The following is an 18,698-nucleotide window of genomic DNA, read 5'->3' on the forward strand; positions in this document are numbered from 1 at the left end:
AATGGTGATTATAACAAATAGAATTGGATCGGTCAAGAAATAAGTGACATTTATCCAAAAGTCGTCCAATTCTGACCATCCCATTTCAGTTTACCCAGGGTATGAATCTCCCCCTCCACCTGTCCGGTGTCCGAAAACCTCAGAACGCCGAAGGATGGATACCCTTTCCGGTCGGGTCCAAGGCTGGCTGAACCCGGATTGAACCAGAGAACATTCTCCTCCCAGATGCACTCCGCATGGTGGGTATGCCCAAAGACAATCACCCGTGGGGTTCCGGCGGATTTCCGGACGATGCGCGCGTAGCGCTCGAAGCGGTAACCCTGGCGCAAATAATGCCATTTATCGATCAGGTAATCGAATAGATTTCCATGGCCGTGCTGCAGGGTCACTTGAATTCCATTGATCACCATCTTCCGCACCAGCGGGAGTTCCTTTACCAGCAACCAATCCCGATTGCCGCGCACGGCCTCCACCGGCGCCACCTGGCGCAGAGTATCCAGCACGGCTGGGGAACACACGTCGCCACCGTGCAAAATGAGATTCGGATGCAGATCCGACAACATGGGGATGAGATTGGGATGCAACATTCCCACCCGGTCTGGAACGTGCGTATCCGCCACAACGGCGACCGTCACATTCGAATCGCCCATGCTCAAGCGATATCCAATCCAAGCAAATCCGAAACCTCTTTTCGAATTTGTCGCGCGTTCTTAAATTGAATGGAATGCATGCCCAACTTGCGAGCCGCCTGAACATTCTCGCTGAAGTCGTCCACAAACACGGCTTCTTCCGGGTCGGCTCCAAGCAGATCGAGCACATATTGGAAGATTTCTGTTCCCGGTTTGCGCTTACCCACTTCAGCCGAAAAGACCTGCATTTCGAAAGCATCCAGATGACCGAAGCGCCGGGCGACGGTCTTGCGCATGTCGCTCCACGAATTACTCAACAGCACCGTGCGAAAATTGCCCCGGAGCGACCCCACGAATGCCAGGATATCCTCATCCAGGCGGTCGCCCGCCCAGAAAGCATCCTTGAAGGCGTTCAGATCCTCATCGGCTATGCGCAACGTGTCTTGGACGTTCCGCCAGACGGCTTCCGGTCCGACAGTCCCGGTCTCAGCCTGCCGGCTGATTTCACTGCCAAACACAAGCTGTTCCAGATCTTCGCGGGAAATCCCGTACCGCCGGGCCAGATCCAGGCGCGGTTGAGCGTCGATGGTGCGCAACAAAACGCCGCCCAGATCGAAGATGACCGCCCGGATGGTGTAGTTCAATTCGGCCAAAGCTCTTTCCTCACACCTTTCAGGCATCTAGTATATCATGCCCATCCGGAAATCCAATCCGTTTTCAGCTCATCCGGCGGCCCGGATCCCAACCTGCATCCATTTTGAGACATCAATCATGGCGGCCACGGGCCGCCATGATTTTCTTCATCTTTTCGCCTGCATCGGGCTGCTCACATCGGCAGCGGTTCAGCCAGCAAGGGTAAAAGTTCGCTGGCCATCTGGCGCGGGTTGTGAAAAGCCACGGTCTGAAAGCCCATTCGATTTGCATCCGTCAGCCGCAGCGGATCGACGCCGACGATTACCGATTGACGGGGTTGAACCGCCAGACGGTGCAGCGCCAGATGATAATCGTCCGTTCGCCCATCTTTCAAGGGAAGGAGCAATTTCTCAAAGCTGCCCAAATGGACCGCCATGGCTTCCGATTGGTGGCTCAACACCACCATGCGATATTCCTGTCCCAGAGCAAGGATAAACAGAACCAGGGATTCGAGATCCGCCAATGACATTTCATTCTCGCTCTGATTGATTTGAATAACCATCCCGTCCAGGTCCCAAATGACAGCCCGAACAGGAGGATGATTTTCAAGCACATTCGTAAACATTCTTTCCTCCAGTTTCGATGTCACCGGGCCGGCGGTTGCGCTACGCGCTACGCCTCGATCGACCGGGTCGTCAAATCCTTCCCGGCCCGGATCTCTTTTTCATAAACGTTGTAGGCTCGCAGGATCTTCATCCCGGCCCGTTCGTAGAGGCGAGTTGCGCCGGTCAGGCTGGAAGCATCCACCCCCAACCCAACTTTGCGTTTCCCGCGCCGGTAAAATTCACCGAAAGTCTGTCGTAGCAGCGCCAGCCCGAGTCCTCGCTTACGCCAGGGCCGCCGCACTCCAAAAACGTCCACCCAACCCATGTCAGGGTCTTCAGTCGTATAAATCAGGTTCAAAGCCGACCCGCAGACTTCTTCGCCCTCATAAGCAGCCAGCCACAGGCCGTAATCAAAGTCCTTTGTATGCTCGACAAAACCCATCATGCGGTTGTAATACGCCTCGAAAGGTTCGTCGACAACGCCCCAGTGATCCAAGAAAGACTCCTGCAGCGCCCGAAAAACGGGAGCTTCTTCACCTGGCTTGACGGCCCGAATTTCGATGCCGGTGGGCAGTTCGGGCAAGAGCGGAGCCTCATTCAGTACAATTTGCATCACGCGAGACTGGCGCACCCATTTCCATCCGCAATCGGCATACAGTTGATTGGCGGCTCGATTGATTTCTGGCATGTTGGTCACATAGCTGACTTGCAATCCTTCCGGAACGCGCCGCAATCCCCAGCGGCCACGTTCTTCGATCCAATTCACCAACGCACGTCCCAATCCCAATCCGCGGAAATCCGGGTGAACGACACCCCAACACCAGGCGCGAACGCGCGGTTCACGCACATCCCATACCTCAGCGAAAGCCGCCAAACGGCCTTCTGGGGTCTCGATCATCAACGTATCTGTGCCAAGGTCCATCCCCGGGGTTTGAAAATGAGTTTTCATCTCCTCCGGATCGGTATCCATCAAACCAATATCCATCATAGATGCCGCATTAAACAAATCGGTCACCGTTAGCACATCCGCAAGCGTCATGGCGCGTTTTGTATACTCACGAAGATCCGTACAAATCATTGCCAACCTCCATCCTCATCATGCTGCCTGGAATTGAAGCGCTTCCCATTCACTGCGAAGAATTCCCATGAAGATCAAATCATAACGCTCGCCGGCCTTGAGAAGGACTTTGGGCGCCCTGCCCTCTTCCCGAAAACCGGCCTTGGTGTACGATTTCATGGCGCGTTCGTTGATCTCAAAAACATCCAGGGTCACGCGGTTCAGGTTGAGCTCGGAAAATGCATAGCGCAGCAGGGTGCGCATGGCATCCGTGCCGTAGCCCTTGCCCCACATTTCCCGTTCGCCAATCCCGATGCCCACCCAGGCGTTTCCGACCTGCCAGTTGAAACCGGAAAGATCGATCATGCCGATCTTGCGATCATCATCGAGGCGCTGGATCATAAAAAAGTGCATCGACTCGATTTCCTTCTCGAAGAAGGTCTGGGTTTGTTTCGGCGTATAAAAACCCGCGTTATCGCCATTCAACAGGCGTTGATATTCGCTGTCTTGATTCCATCCGGCCATCAATTTGGCATCCGCTTCGAGGTCCGGCGCTACCAGGCGGACCAGACTTCCTGTAAAGACATCCATGGTTTTCATGTTTCACTCTCCAGCGTTTAGCTGCATCCAATCCTGCTGTGAAATACCCATCGAAAGCCGGTCCCAGAGTCGGCCCTGACGATAGACCATCTGGCGTTGGCATACTTCCACCGCCATTCCCGAGCGGGTGTATCGCGCGGTACGGGCATCGTCGTGGCTTCCAAGCCAGGTTTGCGTGTGGTGGAGGCCCAATTCTTCGAAGATGTACCGTAGGGTAATGTGCACGGCTTCTTCGAAATAACACTCTTCGTCCTTTTCATGGCCAAAATTGAGGTAGAAGTACGCATCCCGGTTGACCCAGGATACCCAGGGCAAAACGACCACGCCCAGAAAACGGTTGTCTTCCTTTGTGCGTAAGGAATAGCAGAATGAGCTTCCATTCTCTTCGGACTTTTTCAAGGCTTCTTCGCGCTTTTTCTTCATCTCGAAGGTCGTCAGAGGATGAGGGATTCCGTCGACGTCCATCCGCCAGGCATAATCCAGGTTTCGCGTAAAACCCGCCTCGATGGCGGCGTCCTGGTCCAGGTCATACCAGGTCAGGATCAAGTGTTCACTTTCGAAAAGCTGTGTGTTGAATTTCATGGTTCTCTTCTCCTCTAGGATGGCGACTCTTCTCGGGTTGGTTCATTGATGAAATTTCGATCTTCACGGCGATGCGCTGGGCTCTTCTCTTTTGTGAAGTCATTTCTTCTTTTCGACTCAATTGGATTAACAAAAAAGGACCACAGTTCTGTTTGTGGTCCTCAGGTTTTCACCTTTTCAAAAAAAAGGACCACAGGCCTGGTGAGGTGCCTGTGGTCGCTCCAGATGATCTAGAACTTACCCGGAAACAGGCACACTCCGACAAGGCGCGCCAGCAACACCGCCAGCAGCGATTCGAACAACTTTAGCAGAAACATTACTGCGTGCCATTTGCCTGTCTCCTTTCACAAAATTACGAACGCTAAGAGTTTATCAAATCGCCTATTCTCTGTCAAGCGTTTCTTTAAGAAGTCATAGAATACTATCCAAAAGTACAGGTTGCCTGACAATCATGTTCAGTTGCCGGCAAGCCCAACCCGGCAAGGCATGATACAATGATGAGAATCCATGCTAATTATCCAGGAGCGGCCAATGGACTTCTTGCGTGATATTTTTTCCCCACCCTACCCCGCCCAACTTCGCCCGGAAGTCGAACGCCTGTTGAAAGAGCTGATCCAGATCGGCAAAATGGAGGATTTTCTCTCCGAGCATCCAGGAGGCGCATTCAACTATCAATGCCGCCACATTCGCGCCATTCAGATTGGAAAACGCCTGGATGAAATTGGTGGATTGCCGATGATGGAATTCGCCCACCGCCGCATTCGCCGCAGCGTCGGCGCCCAATTGATTTCCCATCTGGATTACTGCTGGGAAGGCGTTGGAAAATGGACCGGCTAAGGTTTTCGGTTATCGCCGGACAATAAAGGAACCAGCGCCGCCAACGTAATCTCGCTCAACTTACAAATCCAGGCTGCGGTTGAATGCCGCCCCGGCATTCGCGCATGCTGGCGGATATCGACGTGCGCGCCGCCGTCTTGATCACACACTTGCCGGATGAACTGCCGAAGGGTCAAATCCCCGTCCGGCAGTTTTTGTTCCAGCCAATCCTCCAGAGGCAGAGAAGAATCTTTGGATTGGGCGTCGATGGGTTGAAAGCGAACATCGGGCCACAATCGTTTCACCAACGCCAAAGAGACAACGCGATCATGGCGCCGCACGGTATCGCATAACAGCAGGCGCAGTTCGACCGCCGCAACCCGGTAGAAATATTCCTGCCCCTCGTGATAATGCTGTAAAACCTGCTGCAGGATCAAAACCGCATCCCGGGTGTAACCCATCAGATTCGTCTGGTTCAGTTTCGGATTCATTCGAACTCCAATTCCGTGAAGGCGATTTCTGGAAGATCCTCGTAATGTGGCTGGCGAAATTCAAACAAGATTCCATTCCTGTTGAGAATTCCTGGCAAATTGCACTCGGAAAAGAAGGCAATTTGCTATAATGATTCTACGGTGTTTCATCACCCGGTAACCTGGAGGAATGGCATGCGAGACGATTGGGCAGCCCGGGCTTTTATCCAATCCTATATCGACGCATATACAACCCTTTATGGTTGCCAGACCGGTTCGGCGGATGATTTGAACTCACTGCAATATGGCGCGAATTTTCCGGCCAAACTGGAAAATATCGAAATATTTTCCCTGGAATCCAATCCAGATCAAGTCTTTCAAAAGAAAGCCAGACTCTCTCTGCCGCCCCGGGAACATTACGTTCTCAACATTTTCCACGCCGAGGAAGAGACCCAGGAAATCGAGAAACGCTTCGAGGCGGCCGGTTTTCGTTACGCATTTACGAATGTCGTCCGTGGGCTACAGCTACCGGCCCCCCTGCCAGATCGCGGAATTCCTGTAAACCTGATTGTAGAACAAAGTCAGGTCGATTTCGTCAATTTTTCACACCAATACTTCCAACCCATACCCGACGCCGTGCTCAGCAACCCGCACGTGCGCGCCTTCTATGCCATTTTGGACGGTCAGGCGGCCGGCTGGGGTTTGTTGGTCACCACCGCGCCGGAAGCCGCATATATTTCTGATATGTTCACGCTGCCGTCCTTTCGCGGGCGGGGCGTCGCCGAGGCGCTGCTGGCGGCCATGCATGAAACGGCCGCCGCGGAGGGTAAGAAATACAGCTTGCTCGTCCCGTCAGTGATGGCATGGAATTACTACCAGCGTTTTGGATATGAAACGTTGATTTGTTTTTCCATTTTTCATCAGGTAAGCAGTTAATCCGATTTGTCTGGCAAATATCTCTGACCGCTCAACGGCCCGGTGCCGCGTGCCTTGCGGCCCAATTTGCTTATTTTGTCCGCGTACATATTCTCATCCGCCAGACGCAGCACCTCACCTAACGAATGACCTTTTCCTCCGGTCGACACACCCATCGACAGGCTCAACGGCGTGTTTTTGTGCGTTTCATTGAACGTCTGTAAATTTCGACGGACGCGCGCCAGGGCGGCTTGAGCCGCGAATTCATCCGCGCCCGGCAGGAGCACGGCAAACTCATCCCCGCCAATGCGAGCGACGACGTCTTCGGATCGGAAGGAGTTTCGCAAAAGCAGCGCAGTTTGCTGCAGGAGTTCATCGCCGGCCGAATGTCCCTGGTTGTCATTGACTTCTTTCAGGCCATCCACGTCAGCGATGAAGATACTGATCGGGAAGATCCGTCCGCGTTCGATACGCGACATCTCTTCGCCAAAATAGGCCCGGTTGTACAGGTCAGTCATTGTGTCGTGCGTGCTCAAATACCAGAGCTTGTCCTCAGCCAGCCGGCGTTCGGTGATGTCGCGCGCATTCACTACCACCCCACCCACGGCCGGACTGTCAACCAGATTTCGGCCGATGGCTTCAATGATCCGGTAATCGCCGTTCTTCGTTGGCGCGCGAAACTCGATATATCGGCCGAAATCAGCCGTATACAGTCCGTACTTCACCGCCTGCACTACTTTGGCATAATCATCCGCGTGCACAAAAGTAATCGCCTGCTTTCCGACCAGTTCTTCGGGCTTATATCCAAGCACGTGCTCGACCGAGGGACTGGCGTAATCGATCCGGCCTTTCAGATTGACGATCAGGATGATATCCAGGTTTTGCTCGATGAGCGATCGAAATCGTTCTTCCCGGTAGCGCAACGCCTCTTCAGCGTGGCGGTAATCGGTGATGTCCGATAAAATGCCGGTGATCGACCGCGGTGTGGTGTGGTTAATCGAGGGCCGAAAGGCTGTACTGACGATGTGAATATGGCGCTGGCGGTCGACCATCCGGAATTCGAAACGCTGGCTATTTGATTTACATTTTTCCAGAACCGAAATGACCTGCATCTGGTCATCCGGATAGATCAAGTCGGTGATCTCCTGCCCGATCAGATGCTCGGGTTTATAGTGCAGAACCTGCTCGATCACCGGGCTGATGTAGGTAAATCGGAATGCCGAATCGAGTTGGAAAACCACATCGCTGATATTTTCCACCAGGCTGCGGTAACGTTCTTCTGAAGCTCGTAAATCGACTTCCATCTGGCGATACAAGGTCATGTCGACCATGAACAATGCAACCGATCTTGGCTGTCGGTTCGAATCCAGAATCGGATACAGGAATTCAGTATAGAAGCGCTCGCGGATTTTATTTTCGAAACGGATGGGCTGCGCTTCCCGGAGGGCTGTTTCGAGTTTTTCCTTCTGGAAGGCCGCCGGTGCGGATGGAAGCAGATCGAACAGGTTCTTTCCGCCCAACTCTGCCGGATCGCAGCCCAAGATGATGGCTCCAGTTTTGTTGCCCGACAGGATTATGCCGTGCTCATCGATAAGGTACATCACTTCCGGCACGGCATCCATGAAAAGGCGCAGCCAATGTGCCTCAGGTTGGAACTGTTCAGGCATGGAAATACACGAGGTGATATCCCGCCATGTGATGGATGCGCCGGTCACCTTTTCGCCATCCATGACCGGAGTGGTGGATACCAGCCAAACCGACCCTTCACCACCCGGCAAAAGTACCCGCCAGAGTTCATCGGTTACGGTCTCTCCCTTCAACGCGCGCCGCAGGGTGACGATTGCCGGCAGGTTCGCAGCAACCTCCGTCTTGAGAAGGATTGCATTTTCGAAGATTTGATCTGAAGGTCTGCCAACCAATTCGGTACCCAGGATCTGAATGGCCTGTGGATTCGCATTCAGGATGAAAGCCTGCTCGTCGATCCATACGACGGCGGCCGTGCTATTTAAAGCAGAATTCCATCCCGCCACCTCACCATCGTGGTCAGGCAGCGATTTCCCGGGTTCGAGGTGATTTACAGATCCAGGATGAAGCAATGCTTCCTGCTTTCTATGCCGACAATCTCCTAAATGATTTGCTCAAGCTAGAACTGGAGAAAACCAATATCCAACCCCCCATTTGGTCATGATGTAATGCGGCTCGCTGGGATTTTCCTCGATCTTCTCGCGTAGATAACGGATATAGATCGATAACGATGGAACCGCGTCCAGGTACCCATCTCCCCATACTTCCCGCAGCAGGTCTTCATGCGAAACGACGTGTCCGCGGTGGCGGATCAGGCAGCTCAACAGGCGGAACTCGGTCGGCGTCACGTGCACGCGCTGGTTGTCGCGAAAGACGTGCTGGCGTTGAAGATCGATTCGCAGCGTGCCGTCATCATACGCGATATCGCCCGTTTCGCCGTTGGCGGAACGTTTCATCACAGCCGTGATGCGAACTTCGAGTTCCCGCAGGCTGAATGGTTTTTTAACGTAATCGTCCGCGCCGGCATCGAAACCGCGCAGCAAGTCCTCTTCTGAAGCCATCGCCGTCAGCATCAATACCGGGACCTCGGAAATCTCGCGCAGCCGGCGGCAGGTTTCGAAACCGTCCAAATCGGGCATCATGATATCCAGCAGGATGATATCCGGATGGGACCGGTAAGCCAGTTTGAGTCCTTCCATTCCATTCAGGGCAGTGATGACTTCATACCCCTTGGCATGAAAGCTCTGACGGATCAGAGAGTTCAATGTCGGGTCATCATCGATTACCAAAATGCGGCCTTTGCCCATACCTGCTCCCCTAGCTAAAAGGATCGAATAGAAGAGATATTCATTTTTCAAATGAATGGACAATTGCGGTAATGAAGAAAATGAATTCTGTCCGTTGCGAAGCCCGAAGCCCTTCAGGCCAACAATGGTTTCCCCCTGTTTAAACAAACACCGGCCTGTTGGCCGGTTTCGCCCCTTGCTCCCCGAAGACCTGGCTGCAGTTCATTCCCCAGCCTGGCGACCAATACGTACTTCGGATCATCGCTCCCACAGTAATACTTTACTATAACGATGGTGTAATACAATTATTCCTAAATCTTAAAATAGATTATCACATTCAAAGAAAAAGTCAAGCATTGGTTACAATTTTCTGCGATGCTGGCACAGAACTTGTAAAAAAGGGGTGGAAATCCGGCGTCTACGTTGGTTGCGAAAGTACCTGCTCTACGGTATAGTAAAATAAGCAACTGCCTCTACGGTAATAGTCCTTATCAATGGAACGACTTCCTCCTGTCATCCGCACAAAAATCATTTTGCCCAGTCGGCGCGCGGAAATTTTAACCCGCCACCGTCTGGTCAACGCGCTTTCCGATATGATGGACCGGCGTCTGATCATTATTGCCGCGCCGGCCGGCTATGGGAAGACGAGCCTGCTTATTGACTTCTCGCATCAGGTGGAATGGCCGGTGTGCTGGTTCGCGCTGGATCCGCTCGATCAGGATCTCTTCCGTTTCGCGGCGCACCTCATCTCCTCCCTTCAGGTCCGTTTTCCCAATTTCGGCGTTTCCGCCATGCAGGCCCTTCAGAATTTGGCCCAGGAAGCGCCAAATCTGGACGTTTTGGTTGCATCCATTGTCAATGACGCGTACGAGCACATCGACGAGCATTTCATTCTGGTCCTGGATGATTTCCACCTGGTCGACAGCAGCAAGCCCGTCAATCAGTTCATCAACCGCTTCCTTCAGGATATGGACGAGAATTGCCACGTCATCACGGCTTCTCGAACCCTGCTCACCCTGCCTGACCTGCCATTGATGGTCGCGCGTTCGCAGGTCGGCGGCCTCAGCTTCGAAGAACTGGCATTCTTGCCGGCCGAAATTCAGGGGTTTTTCCTGCAAAATCAGCATCTCACCCTGCCGGATGGACAGGCTGAAGAACTTGCCCGCCAGAGCGAAGGCTGGATCACGGGCCTTCTTCTTTCAGCCCAAATGGCAGGCCAGGGAATGGCAGATCGTTTGCGAACGGCGCGAGTTTCGGGAATCGGTCTGTATGAATACCTGGCTCAACAGGTACTGGAACAACAGCCCGAGGATGTCCAGTTATTCCTGCTGCGCACATCCCTCCTGGGAGAATTCGACGCAGAGTTGTGCGAAGAGGTCATTGGGAAAACGCTCGGCCTGACGCAGGTGCCGTGGGCGCGCCTGATGGATTACACCCTGCGCAGCAATCTGTTCATCCTGCCGGTGGATCAGGAAACTCAATGGCTACGCTATCACCATCTCTTCCGAGATTTTCTTCAGGCCCGCATTCAACGCGACCGCCCGAACGAAGCGCTGGTAATTCAATCCCGCATGGCCGACCTGGCGCTCGAACATTCGGAATGGGAACGCGCGTACCGTTTGCTCCAAAACACCGGCAATCAGAACGCCCTGGTGGATTTGATCGAAAAAGCGGGCTCAGGAATGGTCGCCAGCGGCCAGTTGACTTTGCTTAACGATTGGCTCGAAGCTTTACCCGTCAGTATCATCCAGCAGCACCCTGTTTTACTCTCCTTGCAGGGCACTGTGGCGATCATGAAGAAGAATCCGCGCGATGGTCTGGTGCTGTTATCACGCGCGCTGGAGAGTTTGAAAACCAGCAACTGGAAATCTGAATACATCCGCACATTGGTTCGGCGTTCCAATGCGCAACGAATGTTGGGGCAAAACCAGGCATCACTCGTAGATGCACAAGAAGCCCTTTCTTTGACCGAAGGGATACCAGAGCTTTTAAATTTGCAGGCTGAAGCCCTGCGAGCGATTGGCGATAATTATTTTGCTGGTGGCATGGCAACTGAGTCGCTCCAATCTCTGGAAAAATCACGGGGCATCTATGAGGATTTAGACGATTCTCGCAACATCGCCGTTCTCTCGATGGAAATTGGCATGGTGCAGATGGCGCTGGGTAAATATGCCGCTGCCGAGACCTCTTATACTCGGGCACTCGAACACTGGCAATCAGCCGGAAATGCGGTCTGGCAATCCAACCTGCTCAACAATCTGGGCGTGCTCCAACACCTGCGTGGAAATTATGAATCAGCCCTGACCACCCTGGAACGGGCCATTGATTACGCGCACCTGGCCAGCATACCCCGCGCCGAAGCCTATGAACTGGTTTCGATTGGCGATATTTATCACGATTTGGACGCTTTCGAGGAGGCCGCAGAGGCCTATGCTCGCGCCAGAACGCTTAATATCGAAGTCAATGAGCAGAATCTGGCCGTATATCTGGATCTGGCCGATGCGCACCTCGCGTACCATCTGAACGATTCCCAGCGGTCCGAAATGCTCCTGGATCAATGCAGGTTGAAGATGACGCAGGATGAAAGCGGTTTCCAAAAAGGCCACTGGGACCTGGGAAAAGGCCTCTGCCTGCTGAACAGTTCGAAGTGCAAAGAAGCCATTCCATATTTGTGCAGCGCGCTGGACATTTTTTCCCAGGAAGGCCTCCAGGTCGAGTCGCTGCGCGCGCACCTTTTTCTTGCCGCTGCAGCTTACCAGTGCAACGATCTCGATCTGACGATCCCGCATTTACAGCACGTCGCATTGCATTTCAAAAATAGTGAGGCCCGAACCCCATTGATCAGCGCGGCCCGGGAGATCGGCCCGCTTCTCAAACGCATTAACACCGAAACCCGATTGCATTCATTGGTGGGTGATCTTTGGAAAGCCGTGAATCAATTCGACCAGCATGTGCCAACCCAACGCCGTCTGGTGCGCCGCTTTGCCTCCGCAGTACCGCTCTCACCCCCACGGATGATCATTCGTTCTCTCGGGCAAATTCAAGTCATCGTCAACAACCGCGCCCTGACAAGTTCGGACTGGGTCTGGCAGACCTCTCGTGATCTATTCTTCTTTTTGCTCTCCCAACCCGCCAGTGTGACGAAAGAAACCGTCGGCGCGATCTTTTGGCCGGATTGCACGCCCCTCGAACTCAAGCAACGCTTCAAGAATTCAATCTATCGACTGCGACACGCCGCCGGAAAAGATGCCGTCTCTTTCGAAAATGAATATTACCAGTTCAACCGGACCATCGATTACGAATATGACGCGGAATCCTTCGATAAGGAAATTACTTTGGCCCGGCAAACCCTGGATGCAGAAGAACAGATCAGCCGTTACCAGGCGGCTGTACAGCTTTATCAGGGACCTTTTCTTCCGGAGATCAACGAGACCTGGGTATTGCCCGAGCGAACCCGTTTACAGCAGATGTATTATGATGCGCTTCTGAAGCTCTCCACACATTATCTGGCGCAACACCGCTACGAACAGGCGCTTGAGTTCAACAAACGTCTGATCGATGAAGACCATTCTGAAGAATCATACCGGCTGTCCATGCGAATTTTCGCCGCCATGGGAAACCGTTCGGGTATTGCCCGCCAATATGAAGAATGCTGCTCGGTTCTGGACGAGGAATTTGGTTCTGAACCTTCCCTCCAAACGCGCCAGCTTTACGAATCATTGATCCGGTAATTTCCTGGCAGTCATTTCCACATATAATGCCCCCCGATGCGAGAGCTGTCGGATAAGAATTCGATATCATCTTTTTTCTAATCAGACCCACTCCCGATGGATGGAGCGGGTCTGCCCGATGATCGGGACAACCTCAATTCTTCTGGTTTATTAAGAATTAACCTGGCAAAAAGATATTGGCCGGCAGGTAATTTATAATAAAAGGCATCACCTTACAAACACCTTACAACGACTTGAAAATTATAAAAACATTGAAACTGAAGGTGTTTCTAGCATGTTTTGTAGCCACTTTTGTAGCCTCCCATCTGCCATACTGTCAACATCAATAACAAGTTTGCAAGAGGAGATTCCGCGATGTCCAAAATCATCAACACACTCAGCCAGTTAGATCCGCGCGTTCTGCGCTTCGCACTTTTCGTCATTGGTGGAATTCTGGCCCCGATCATCATCCAAACCTGCCCGGGAATGCCCGGCGGCATCAGCGGATAATTTCCCTGCGAAAATTTGTTGGTTCTACCGGCCCCTTATGGGGTGTCAATTGACCGGTGCCTTTTTCTCACGCGGTGGCGATCTACCGGATGTGAGGCTTATCGAAGGCCCTGCGCCGGGTAGAGTCGACCGGACGTTACCGTCAGTAGGATGAACGGCTAGGCACAAGCCAGACGATGTTCATCCTATTTTTAATCCACCCTGACGCGCCTGTCAGGTCTTCTTTGAGGAGGAAACGATGAATAAAGGTTTCCAGGAATCAAACTGCGTTTCCGCAGCCTCTCGCCAGAATGAATATAGTCGCATCTTGACGGCCGCTGTCATCAACGTGCATTTTCGCCAGCTTTTATTGAGCAACCCGGGAATGGCCATTGCCTCCGGCTTCGGTGGGGAAGCCTTCCACCTCCCCAAGGAAGAAAAAAGTCGGGTAGCATCCATTCACGCATCTTCACTGGAGGATTTCGCCAGCCAACTAACGCAGGGTTCCGATCTGGTACGAGGCAATCTGGCTTTTGTCACAGGGGATTGATTTATTCATTTTCATAACGATTAATAGGTAGGGATTAATGACAATGACGACCCCGGCTTGGTATCTTTCGTTTATGAGATCGGCTTCATCCAAAGAAGCCGAATCTGAAACCTTTCTGGCAGGCAGCCTCCGTTCAGCCGGCCAGATAGAAAGCGATACCAAACCCACCCGCCATCTACCCTCCGACAAGATGAGCATGTTGCTCGATCTGGGCCGGAGATTGGTGGCGACCAATTCCCTGGACTTGATCTTTACATCCACCGTTCGCGCCGCCGCTGAAATGGTGCAGGGAACTTTCTGTAAAATCCTGACTCTGGATTCGACCGGTTCTTTCATCTGCCGGGCCATATTCCCTTCCAAGATCGATCCGCAAAACAGCATTATCACCGGGAAACCGGAACCGCTGGTCTCACAGGCTATCTATGAGGAAATCCTGCAATCCCGCCTGCCCAGTTTGCTCCATTACCAGGATCCACGTTTTTCGAACCAGGAACGCCGGGCGTTGGGACTCTTCTTCATCGACACCTTGATGGTTGCTCCGCTGTGGGTCGATCTCGAACCCATCGGCCTGCTCGTGCTGGGCGATCAGGCGCGCTTCAACAACAGCGGCCTCAGCCTGGATGAGAAACTCTATCTCACCAGCCTGATATCCGATCAGGCTGCCAGCGCCATCTCGCGCGCCAGTTTGCTCTCGCAATTGACTGAAAACCGTTTGGAAACGGTTCTGGCGCTTGCCAAAACCATCGAAGCCCGTGACCAGTACACTGGCGGCCATGCCCAACGGGTCACTGATTTGACCGAGAAATTGGCGCGAAGTCTGAAGCTCGAAGAGAAAGACGTGCAAAATATCCGCTGGGCCGCGTTGTTACACGACATTGGCAAGATCGGCATATCCGACGATATCCTTCATCGGCCGGGCCCACTTTCCGATGACGAATGGGAGATGATGCGCCAGCATCCGGATATCGGGGCCGAGATCATCTTGATGGTGTCGGACCTGACCGAGGTAGCCGAATTGGTCCGCTGTCACCACGAACAATTCGATGGATCCGGCTATCCGCGCGGCTTGAAAGGCAAAGAAATTCCCATCGGCGCCCGCATTCTGGCGGTCGTCGATAGTTACGGTGCGATGACGGATGGACGGGTTTACCGCCCGGCCAGCACGCATTCGGAGGCGCTCGCGGAGTTAAAACGCTGCGCCGGTAAGAACTACGATCCTGTCATCGTAGAGCAATTCGCAAGACTCTTCTAAATTGCCCGGTTCGGGGGAAGCTCCTGATTCCCAGCCGCCCGCGTGGAAATCCCGCAGGCGGTTTGGGTCTTAAATTACCAGAATCATCCTAGTGCATCTCTTCGCCATCGGTGGCGCGCTCCAGATATTCCTTTAACGGTTGAAGATATTGTTCCTCCCACCCCAGCCGGTAATCATCCACCTGTTCGTCCGGTAAACTCCGGTGGTACAGAGTAAGGACGGTCCCACCCGTGTAGCTTTCGAACAGGATTTCAAGCTCCGAATCAGGCGCGTCCTCGGGAAAATCGGTTGTGCGCCAGGATTGCAATATCCGGTGGCCGGGTTCAAGCGCCAGATTTTTCCCGGTAATATACCCATTCCAGGCGGAAAATTCTCCCCCTACCCGATCGTCGATCACGGCCGGGCTGCCGGTGAACTCACTGTGACGTTGGCTGCTCATCCAGATCCGATATAGGATCTCAGGCCGCACCGGCAGCAATGCATGGATTGTCAGAGATTGCGTCATCTCGCACCTCCTGACCAAAGACACCATATTCCTAACACTATACAAAATCTCCTTCGGAAAATCAACTGCTGCGTTTTTGGGGTTCAAAAGATATAATCCAGGCATGCTGACCATGCCAATGTCTTCCCGGATTGCCTTATTGGAGCGCGCCCTGAAATGTCGGCGGCCGCTGCTGGACGAACCACATCTTGGCGCCTTGCGCCTGTTCAACGGCTTCACGGAAGGCTGTCCGGACCTGGTCATCGACCTTTATGCCAATACATTGATCCTCTTCGATTACTCAGTATCCCCCCAGGCCCCACAAAGCTGGCCGGGGCTGGTCGAGTGGTTATGCCAACGCCTGCCGTGGATCGAGGCGGTTGTGCTCAAGATCCGCAATTCAAAAAAAGATGCGGACCGCCGGGGAATTTTGATCTATGGGACCCGGCCGGCTCAAAAGATGTGTGAGAATGGGGTCTGGTACGCGCTCGATCTCACCCTCAATCAAGATGCCGGCCTGTACCTGGACACACGCTTGCTGCGGGATTGGCTGCGTGAAAACGCGGCCGGGAAAGAGGTCCTGAATACGTTTGCTTACACCGGCAGCCTGGGCATTGCCGCCGCAGCCGGCGGGGCGCGCAGGGTGGTGCAGTGCGATTTGAACCGGCGCTTTCTCGAACTCGCCAGTCGATCCGCCGCCCTCAACGGAATCACGAATGATCGCCATCGCATTCAGACAGGGGATTTTTTCTCGCACGTTGCCGGTTTCAAGGGCAGTTCCGCGGTATTCGATATCGTCATTGCCGACCCGCCTTTCTTTTCGAGCACCGCCAAAGGGCAGGTTGATCTGGTCGGGCAAAGCCGGCGAATCATCAACAAGCTGCGTCCATTGGTACGGGACGGCGGCTGGTTGGTGAGCATCAACAATGCACTCTTTGTTTCCGGCCAGGATTATCTCCAGGATCTGGAAGAATTATGCCGGGATGGTTATCTATCGCTGGAACGGATTATCCCCGTGCCCGAGGATTTTACGGGCTTTCCGGCGACATACCAGGGGAGTTGGCCGGCCGATCCGGCGCCCTTCAACCATCCCACCAAAATCGCTTTGCTGCGCGTCCGCCGCAAGAACGTATAAGCCGCCGGATCGACTCACTCCGGCGGCGATTCATCCCAGGAAAGATTAGATTTTGCGGATCCAGATCATGGCGCCGGCCGGCTGTTCCGGTAAGGGAAGCCGGCCCGAAGCAACCAAGGCGTGTCGGTTGTTATAGAACTCTACGAATTCCGCCCCATCTTCGATGCCGCCCTGCGCCACCGCCAGGCTGCCGGCCGGACGCGGGCTGGCGCCGCGGTGGGCCGTGACGATGATCTGCTCCTGGTCCGCATCCCGCAGGAAGCCGAAGCTGTCTTTTTCCACCGCCAGGATTTGAAAACCGCCTTCACTCAACGCGGGCGATGTTCTGCGCAGGTGAATCAAACGCCGGTAATCTTCCAGTAAGGCGTGATTCCATGAGCTTTCATCCCAGGCCATGCAGACCCGGCTGTCGAGGCCCGCGCCTTTCAATCCAATTTCGTCGCCGTAGAAAATGCAAGGCACTCCCGGCGTGGTCATCAACAGGGCAACCGCCAGTTGAACCCGGGCCGGATCATTCTTTAGTATCGTTTGAATGCGCGGGGTATCGTGGGTGCCCAGGGTGTTGAACTGCTGGTTTACGATTTGCCACGGAATACTGGATCGATACGCCTGCCAGGAATCCACCAGAGCCTGCGTGCTAAACCCGCCCGGCGCCTGGATCAGCTCCCGTTTCATTCCGGTGGAAAATTGAAAGGTTGTCAACCAGAACCACAAAGGGGTGGTAAAACCGGCGTAATTCATCGCCGCGTCCAGAAAGTCGCCCTGTAATTGGAGCGCGGGATCGAAAAAGTTTTCACCCAGCAGGTAAGCCTGCGGATTTTCGGTCTTGACCGCCGCGCGAATTCCACGCCCGACCTCCATACCCAACTGGCTGGCGCCCTGCCGGCCGAGCATGTTGGCGACATCGATCCGCCAGCCATCGATGGTATATGGCGCTTTCATCCAGTGCCGGAAAACCGAATCCGGATCTGAATACATCGCCCGTCGCAGCGCAAGGCTGTTGTAGTTCAACTTGGGCAGTGATTTCACGCCCAGCCAGCAGGCATATTCATCCGGCCGTTTTTGGAAAGTAAAGTACTCCGCTGTCCGCGAATTGGGATCTGCCTGGGCCTGTTGAAACCAGGGATGAGCCACTCCGCAATGATTGGGAACGATATCTAAAATAAGCCGCATTCCGCGATCCGCGGTGGCGCGGCGTAAAGCAATCAGGGCCGAATTTCCGCCCAGGTGCGGGTCGACGTTGAAATAATCGACCACGTCGTAGCGGTGGTTGCTGAAGGAAGTGAAAATGGGCGTCAGATACACCGAATTCACACCCAGATCGGACAGGTAATCCAGCTTCGAAAGGACACCATCGAGGTCGCCGCCATAGAATTCGACCATCTTCGCCAGGCCGCCTGGGCTGGGCGGCTCACCCCACCGGCAGGCGCGCGCGGTCTCCCCGCGGTAGGTGAATTCACCATTTCGAAGGTTGTTCTCCGAATTGCCGTCGCAGAACCGATCCGGAAAGACCAGGTAAAAAACGCTCTGTCGTACCCAATCCGGGGACTGGTAATCGGCCAGCAGCCGGAAATCGTCGCTGTCGGTTACGGTGAAATCGTGCAGGCCGGAAGCGTTGTACCAGTAAGGAATGCCGCCAACCAGAATCAGGAAGCGATATCCGGTCTGCGGCATGGAAATGGGAATCTGGATGCTCCACCAGCGGCAGGCCCGGCCGCCCGGTTCGGGCTGCATCTCATCGTAGCGCCCCTCGCCGTCCGGGCAGGTATATACAAAGACACGATCCACCGGCGTATCCAGACCGGCGCGAATGCGAAGCTGAACGTTATCGCCGAGGTGAATGGATGGGTTGGCCAGCGTTTTGACATACCGGCCGGAGCCGTCATGATGGATCGAACTCAAATCGACGGGCATGAATGTACCTCGAAACCCGGGTTTATGGCCTCCAATCATACCAGAAG

At 53.9% G+C, this 18,698-nt stretch carries 18 protein-coding genes; 7 read left to right on the top strand and 11 right to left on the bottom strand.

Annotated features, from left to right (window positions below; all coding sequences use genetic code 11):
- Window positions 1-50 precede the first annotated feature (50 nt).
- The 6 genes from LARV_RS15645 to LARV_RS15670 form a co-directional block, all read right to left on the bottom strand.
- The gene (locus tag LARV_RS15645; protein WP_075074515.1) at window positions 51-650 is read right to left on the bottom strand and encodes a metallophosphoesterase family protein; all 600 of its coding nucleotides are present in this window, start codon (window positions 648-650) and stop codon (window positions 51-53) included.
- 2 nt (window positions 651-652) lie between these two features.
- Entirely contained in the window at window positions 653-1,309 is a 657-nt protein-coding gene (locus LARV_RS15650) for an HAD family hydrolase (protein ID WP_083522622.1), read from the bottom strand.
- A 146-nt stretch (window positions 1,310-1,455) separates the two neighbouring features.
- On the bottom strand, window positions 1,456-1,887 hold the full coding sequence (locus LARV_RS15655) for a hypothetical protein (RefSeq protein WP_075074517.1): 432 nt from the start codon (window positions 1,885-1,887) through the stop codon (window positions 1,456-1,458).
- A 47-nt stretch (window positions 1,888-1,934) separates the two neighbouring features.
- Window positions 1,935-2,945 carry a GNAT family N-acetyltransferase gene (locus LARV_RS15660; RefSeq protein WP_075074518.1) on the bottom strand — a complete coding sequence of 337 codons (1,011 nt, stop codon included), beginning with the start codon at window positions 2,943-2,945 and terminating at the stop codon, window positions 1,935-1,937.
- Window positions 2,946-2,963: 18 nt separating this feature from the next.
- On the bottom strand, window positions 2,964-3,524 hold the full coding sequence (locus LARV_RS15665; RefSeq protein WP_075074519.1) for a GNAT family N-acetyltransferase: 561 nt from the start codon (window positions 3,522-3,524) through the stop codon (window positions 2,964-2,966).
- A gap of 3 nt (window positions 3,525-3,527) precedes the next feature.
- Window positions 3,528-4,106 carry a GNAT family N-acetyltransferase gene (locus LARV_RS15670; protein ID WP_075074520.1) on the bottom strand — a complete coding sequence of 193 codons (579 nt, stop codon included), beginning with the start codon at window positions 4,104-4,106 and terminating at the stop codon, window positions 3,528-3,530.
- Between the two features lie 531 nt (window positions 4,107-4,637).
- Between LARV_RS15670 and LARV_RS15675 the strand changes: the two genes are divergently transcribed.
- Window positions 4,638-4,943 (top strand): hypothetical protein, encoded by a 306-nt coding sequence (locus tag LARV_RS15675; RefSeq protein WP_075074521.1) that lies wholly within the window; start codon window positions 4,638-4,640, stop codon window positions 4,941-4,943.
- Here the strand turns inward: LARV_RS15675 and LARV_RS15680 are convergent.
- Window positions 4,940-5,413: a hypothetical protein gene (locus LARV_RS15680; protein ID WP_075074522.1), complete on the bottom strand. Its 474-nt coding sequence runs from the start codon at window positions 5,411-5,413 to the stop codon at window positions 4,940-4,942. The genes LARV_RS15675 and LARV_RS15680 overlap by 4 nt on opposite strands.
- A gap of 174 nt (window positions 5,414-5,587) precedes the next feature.
- On the opposite strand from LARV_RS15680, the gene LARV_RS15685 reads away from it, so the two are divergent.
- Entirely contained in the window at window positions 5,588-6,328 is a 741-nt protein-coding gene (locus LARV_RS15685) for a GNAT family N-acetyltransferase (RefSeq protein ID WP_075074523.1), read from the top strand.
- Here the strand turns inward: LARV_RS15685 and LARV_RS15690 are convergent.
- Entirely contained in the window at window positions 6,325-8,403 is a 2,079-nt protein-coding gene (locus LARV_RS15690) for a PAS domain S-box protein (RefSeq protein ID WP_075074524.1), read from the bottom strand. The genes LARV_RS15685 and LARV_RS15690 overlap by 4 nt on opposite strands.
- A 42-nt stretch (window positions 8,404-8,445) precedes the next feature.
- On the bottom strand, window positions 8,446-9,138 hold the full coding sequence (locus tag LARV_RS15695) for a response regulator transcription factor (protein WP_075074525.1): 693 nt from the start codon (window positions 9,136-9,138) through the stop codon (window positions 8,446-8,448).
- A 473-nt stretch (window positions 9,139-9,611) separates the two neighbouring features.
- Between LARV_RS15695 and LARV_RS15700 the strand changes: the two genes are divergently transcribed.
- The 4 genes from LARV_RS15700 (at window position 9,612) to LARV_RS15710 (ending at window position 15,118) form a co-directional block, all read left to right on the top strand.
- Window positions 9,612-12,848, top strand: a complete 3,237-nt coding sequence (locus LARV_RS15700; protein WP_075074526.1) for a BTAD domain-containing putative transcriptional regulator — start codon at window positions 9,612-9,614, stop codon at window positions 12,846-12,848.
- A gap of 354 nt (window positions 12,849-13,202) precedes the next feature.
- Entirely contained in the window at window positions 13,203-13,337 is a 135-nt protein-coding gene (locus LARV_RS20825) for a hypothetical protein (protein WP_269084964.1), read from the top strand.
- Between the two features lie 238 nt (window positions 13,338-13,575).
- Window positions 13,576-13,866 carry a hypothetical protein gene (locus tag LARV_RS15705; RefSeq protein WP_075074527.1) on the top strand — a complete coding sequence of 97 codons (291 nt, stop codon included), beginning with the start codon at window positions 13,576-13,578 and terminating at the stop codon, window positions 13,864-13,866.
- 43 nt (window positions 13,867-13,909) lie between these two features.
- Window positions 13,910-15,118: an HD-GYP domain-containing protein gene (locus tag LARV_RS15710; protein ID WP_236709989.1), complete on the top strand. Its 1,209-nt coding sequence runs from the start codon at window positions 13,910-13,912 to the stop codon at window positions 15,116-15,118.
- Between the two features lie 88 nt (window positions 15,119-15,206).
- On the opposite strand, the gene LARV_RS15715 is transcribed toward LARV_RS15710, so the two are convergent.
- A complete protein-coding gene (locus LARV_RS15715) occupies window positions 15,207-15,623 on the bottom strand; it encodes an SRPBCC domain-containing protein (protein ID WP_075074529.1) in 417 nt (138 codons plus the stop codon).
- A gap of 112 nt (window positions 15,624-15,735) precedes the next feature.
- Here LARV_RS15715 and LARV_RS15720 point away from each other — a divergent pair, with 112 nt between their 5' ends.
- On the top strand, window positions 15,736-16,737 hold the full coding sequence (locus LARV_RS15720) for a class I SAM-dependent methyltransferase (RefSeq protein WP_236709990.1): 1,002 nt from the start codon (window positions 15,736-15,738) through the stop codon (window positions 16,735-16,737).
- Between the two features lie 45 nt (window positions 16,738-16,782).
- On the opposite strand, the gene LARV_RS15725 is transcribed toward LARV_RS15720, so the two are convergent.
- Complete coding sequence (locus LARV_RS15725) at window positions 16,783-18,651, bottom strand: alpha-amylase family glycosyl hydrolase (protein WP_075074531.1); 1,869 nt, start codon at window positions 18,649-18,651, stop codon at window positions 16,783-16,785.
- Window positions 18,652-18,698 lie beyond the last annotated feature (47 nt).

It is taken from the genome of Longilinea arvoryzae (genome assembly GCF_001050235.1).
Lineage (GTDB): Bacteria > Chloroflexota > Anaerolineae > Anaerolineales > Anaerolineaceae > Longilinea > Longilinea arvoryzae.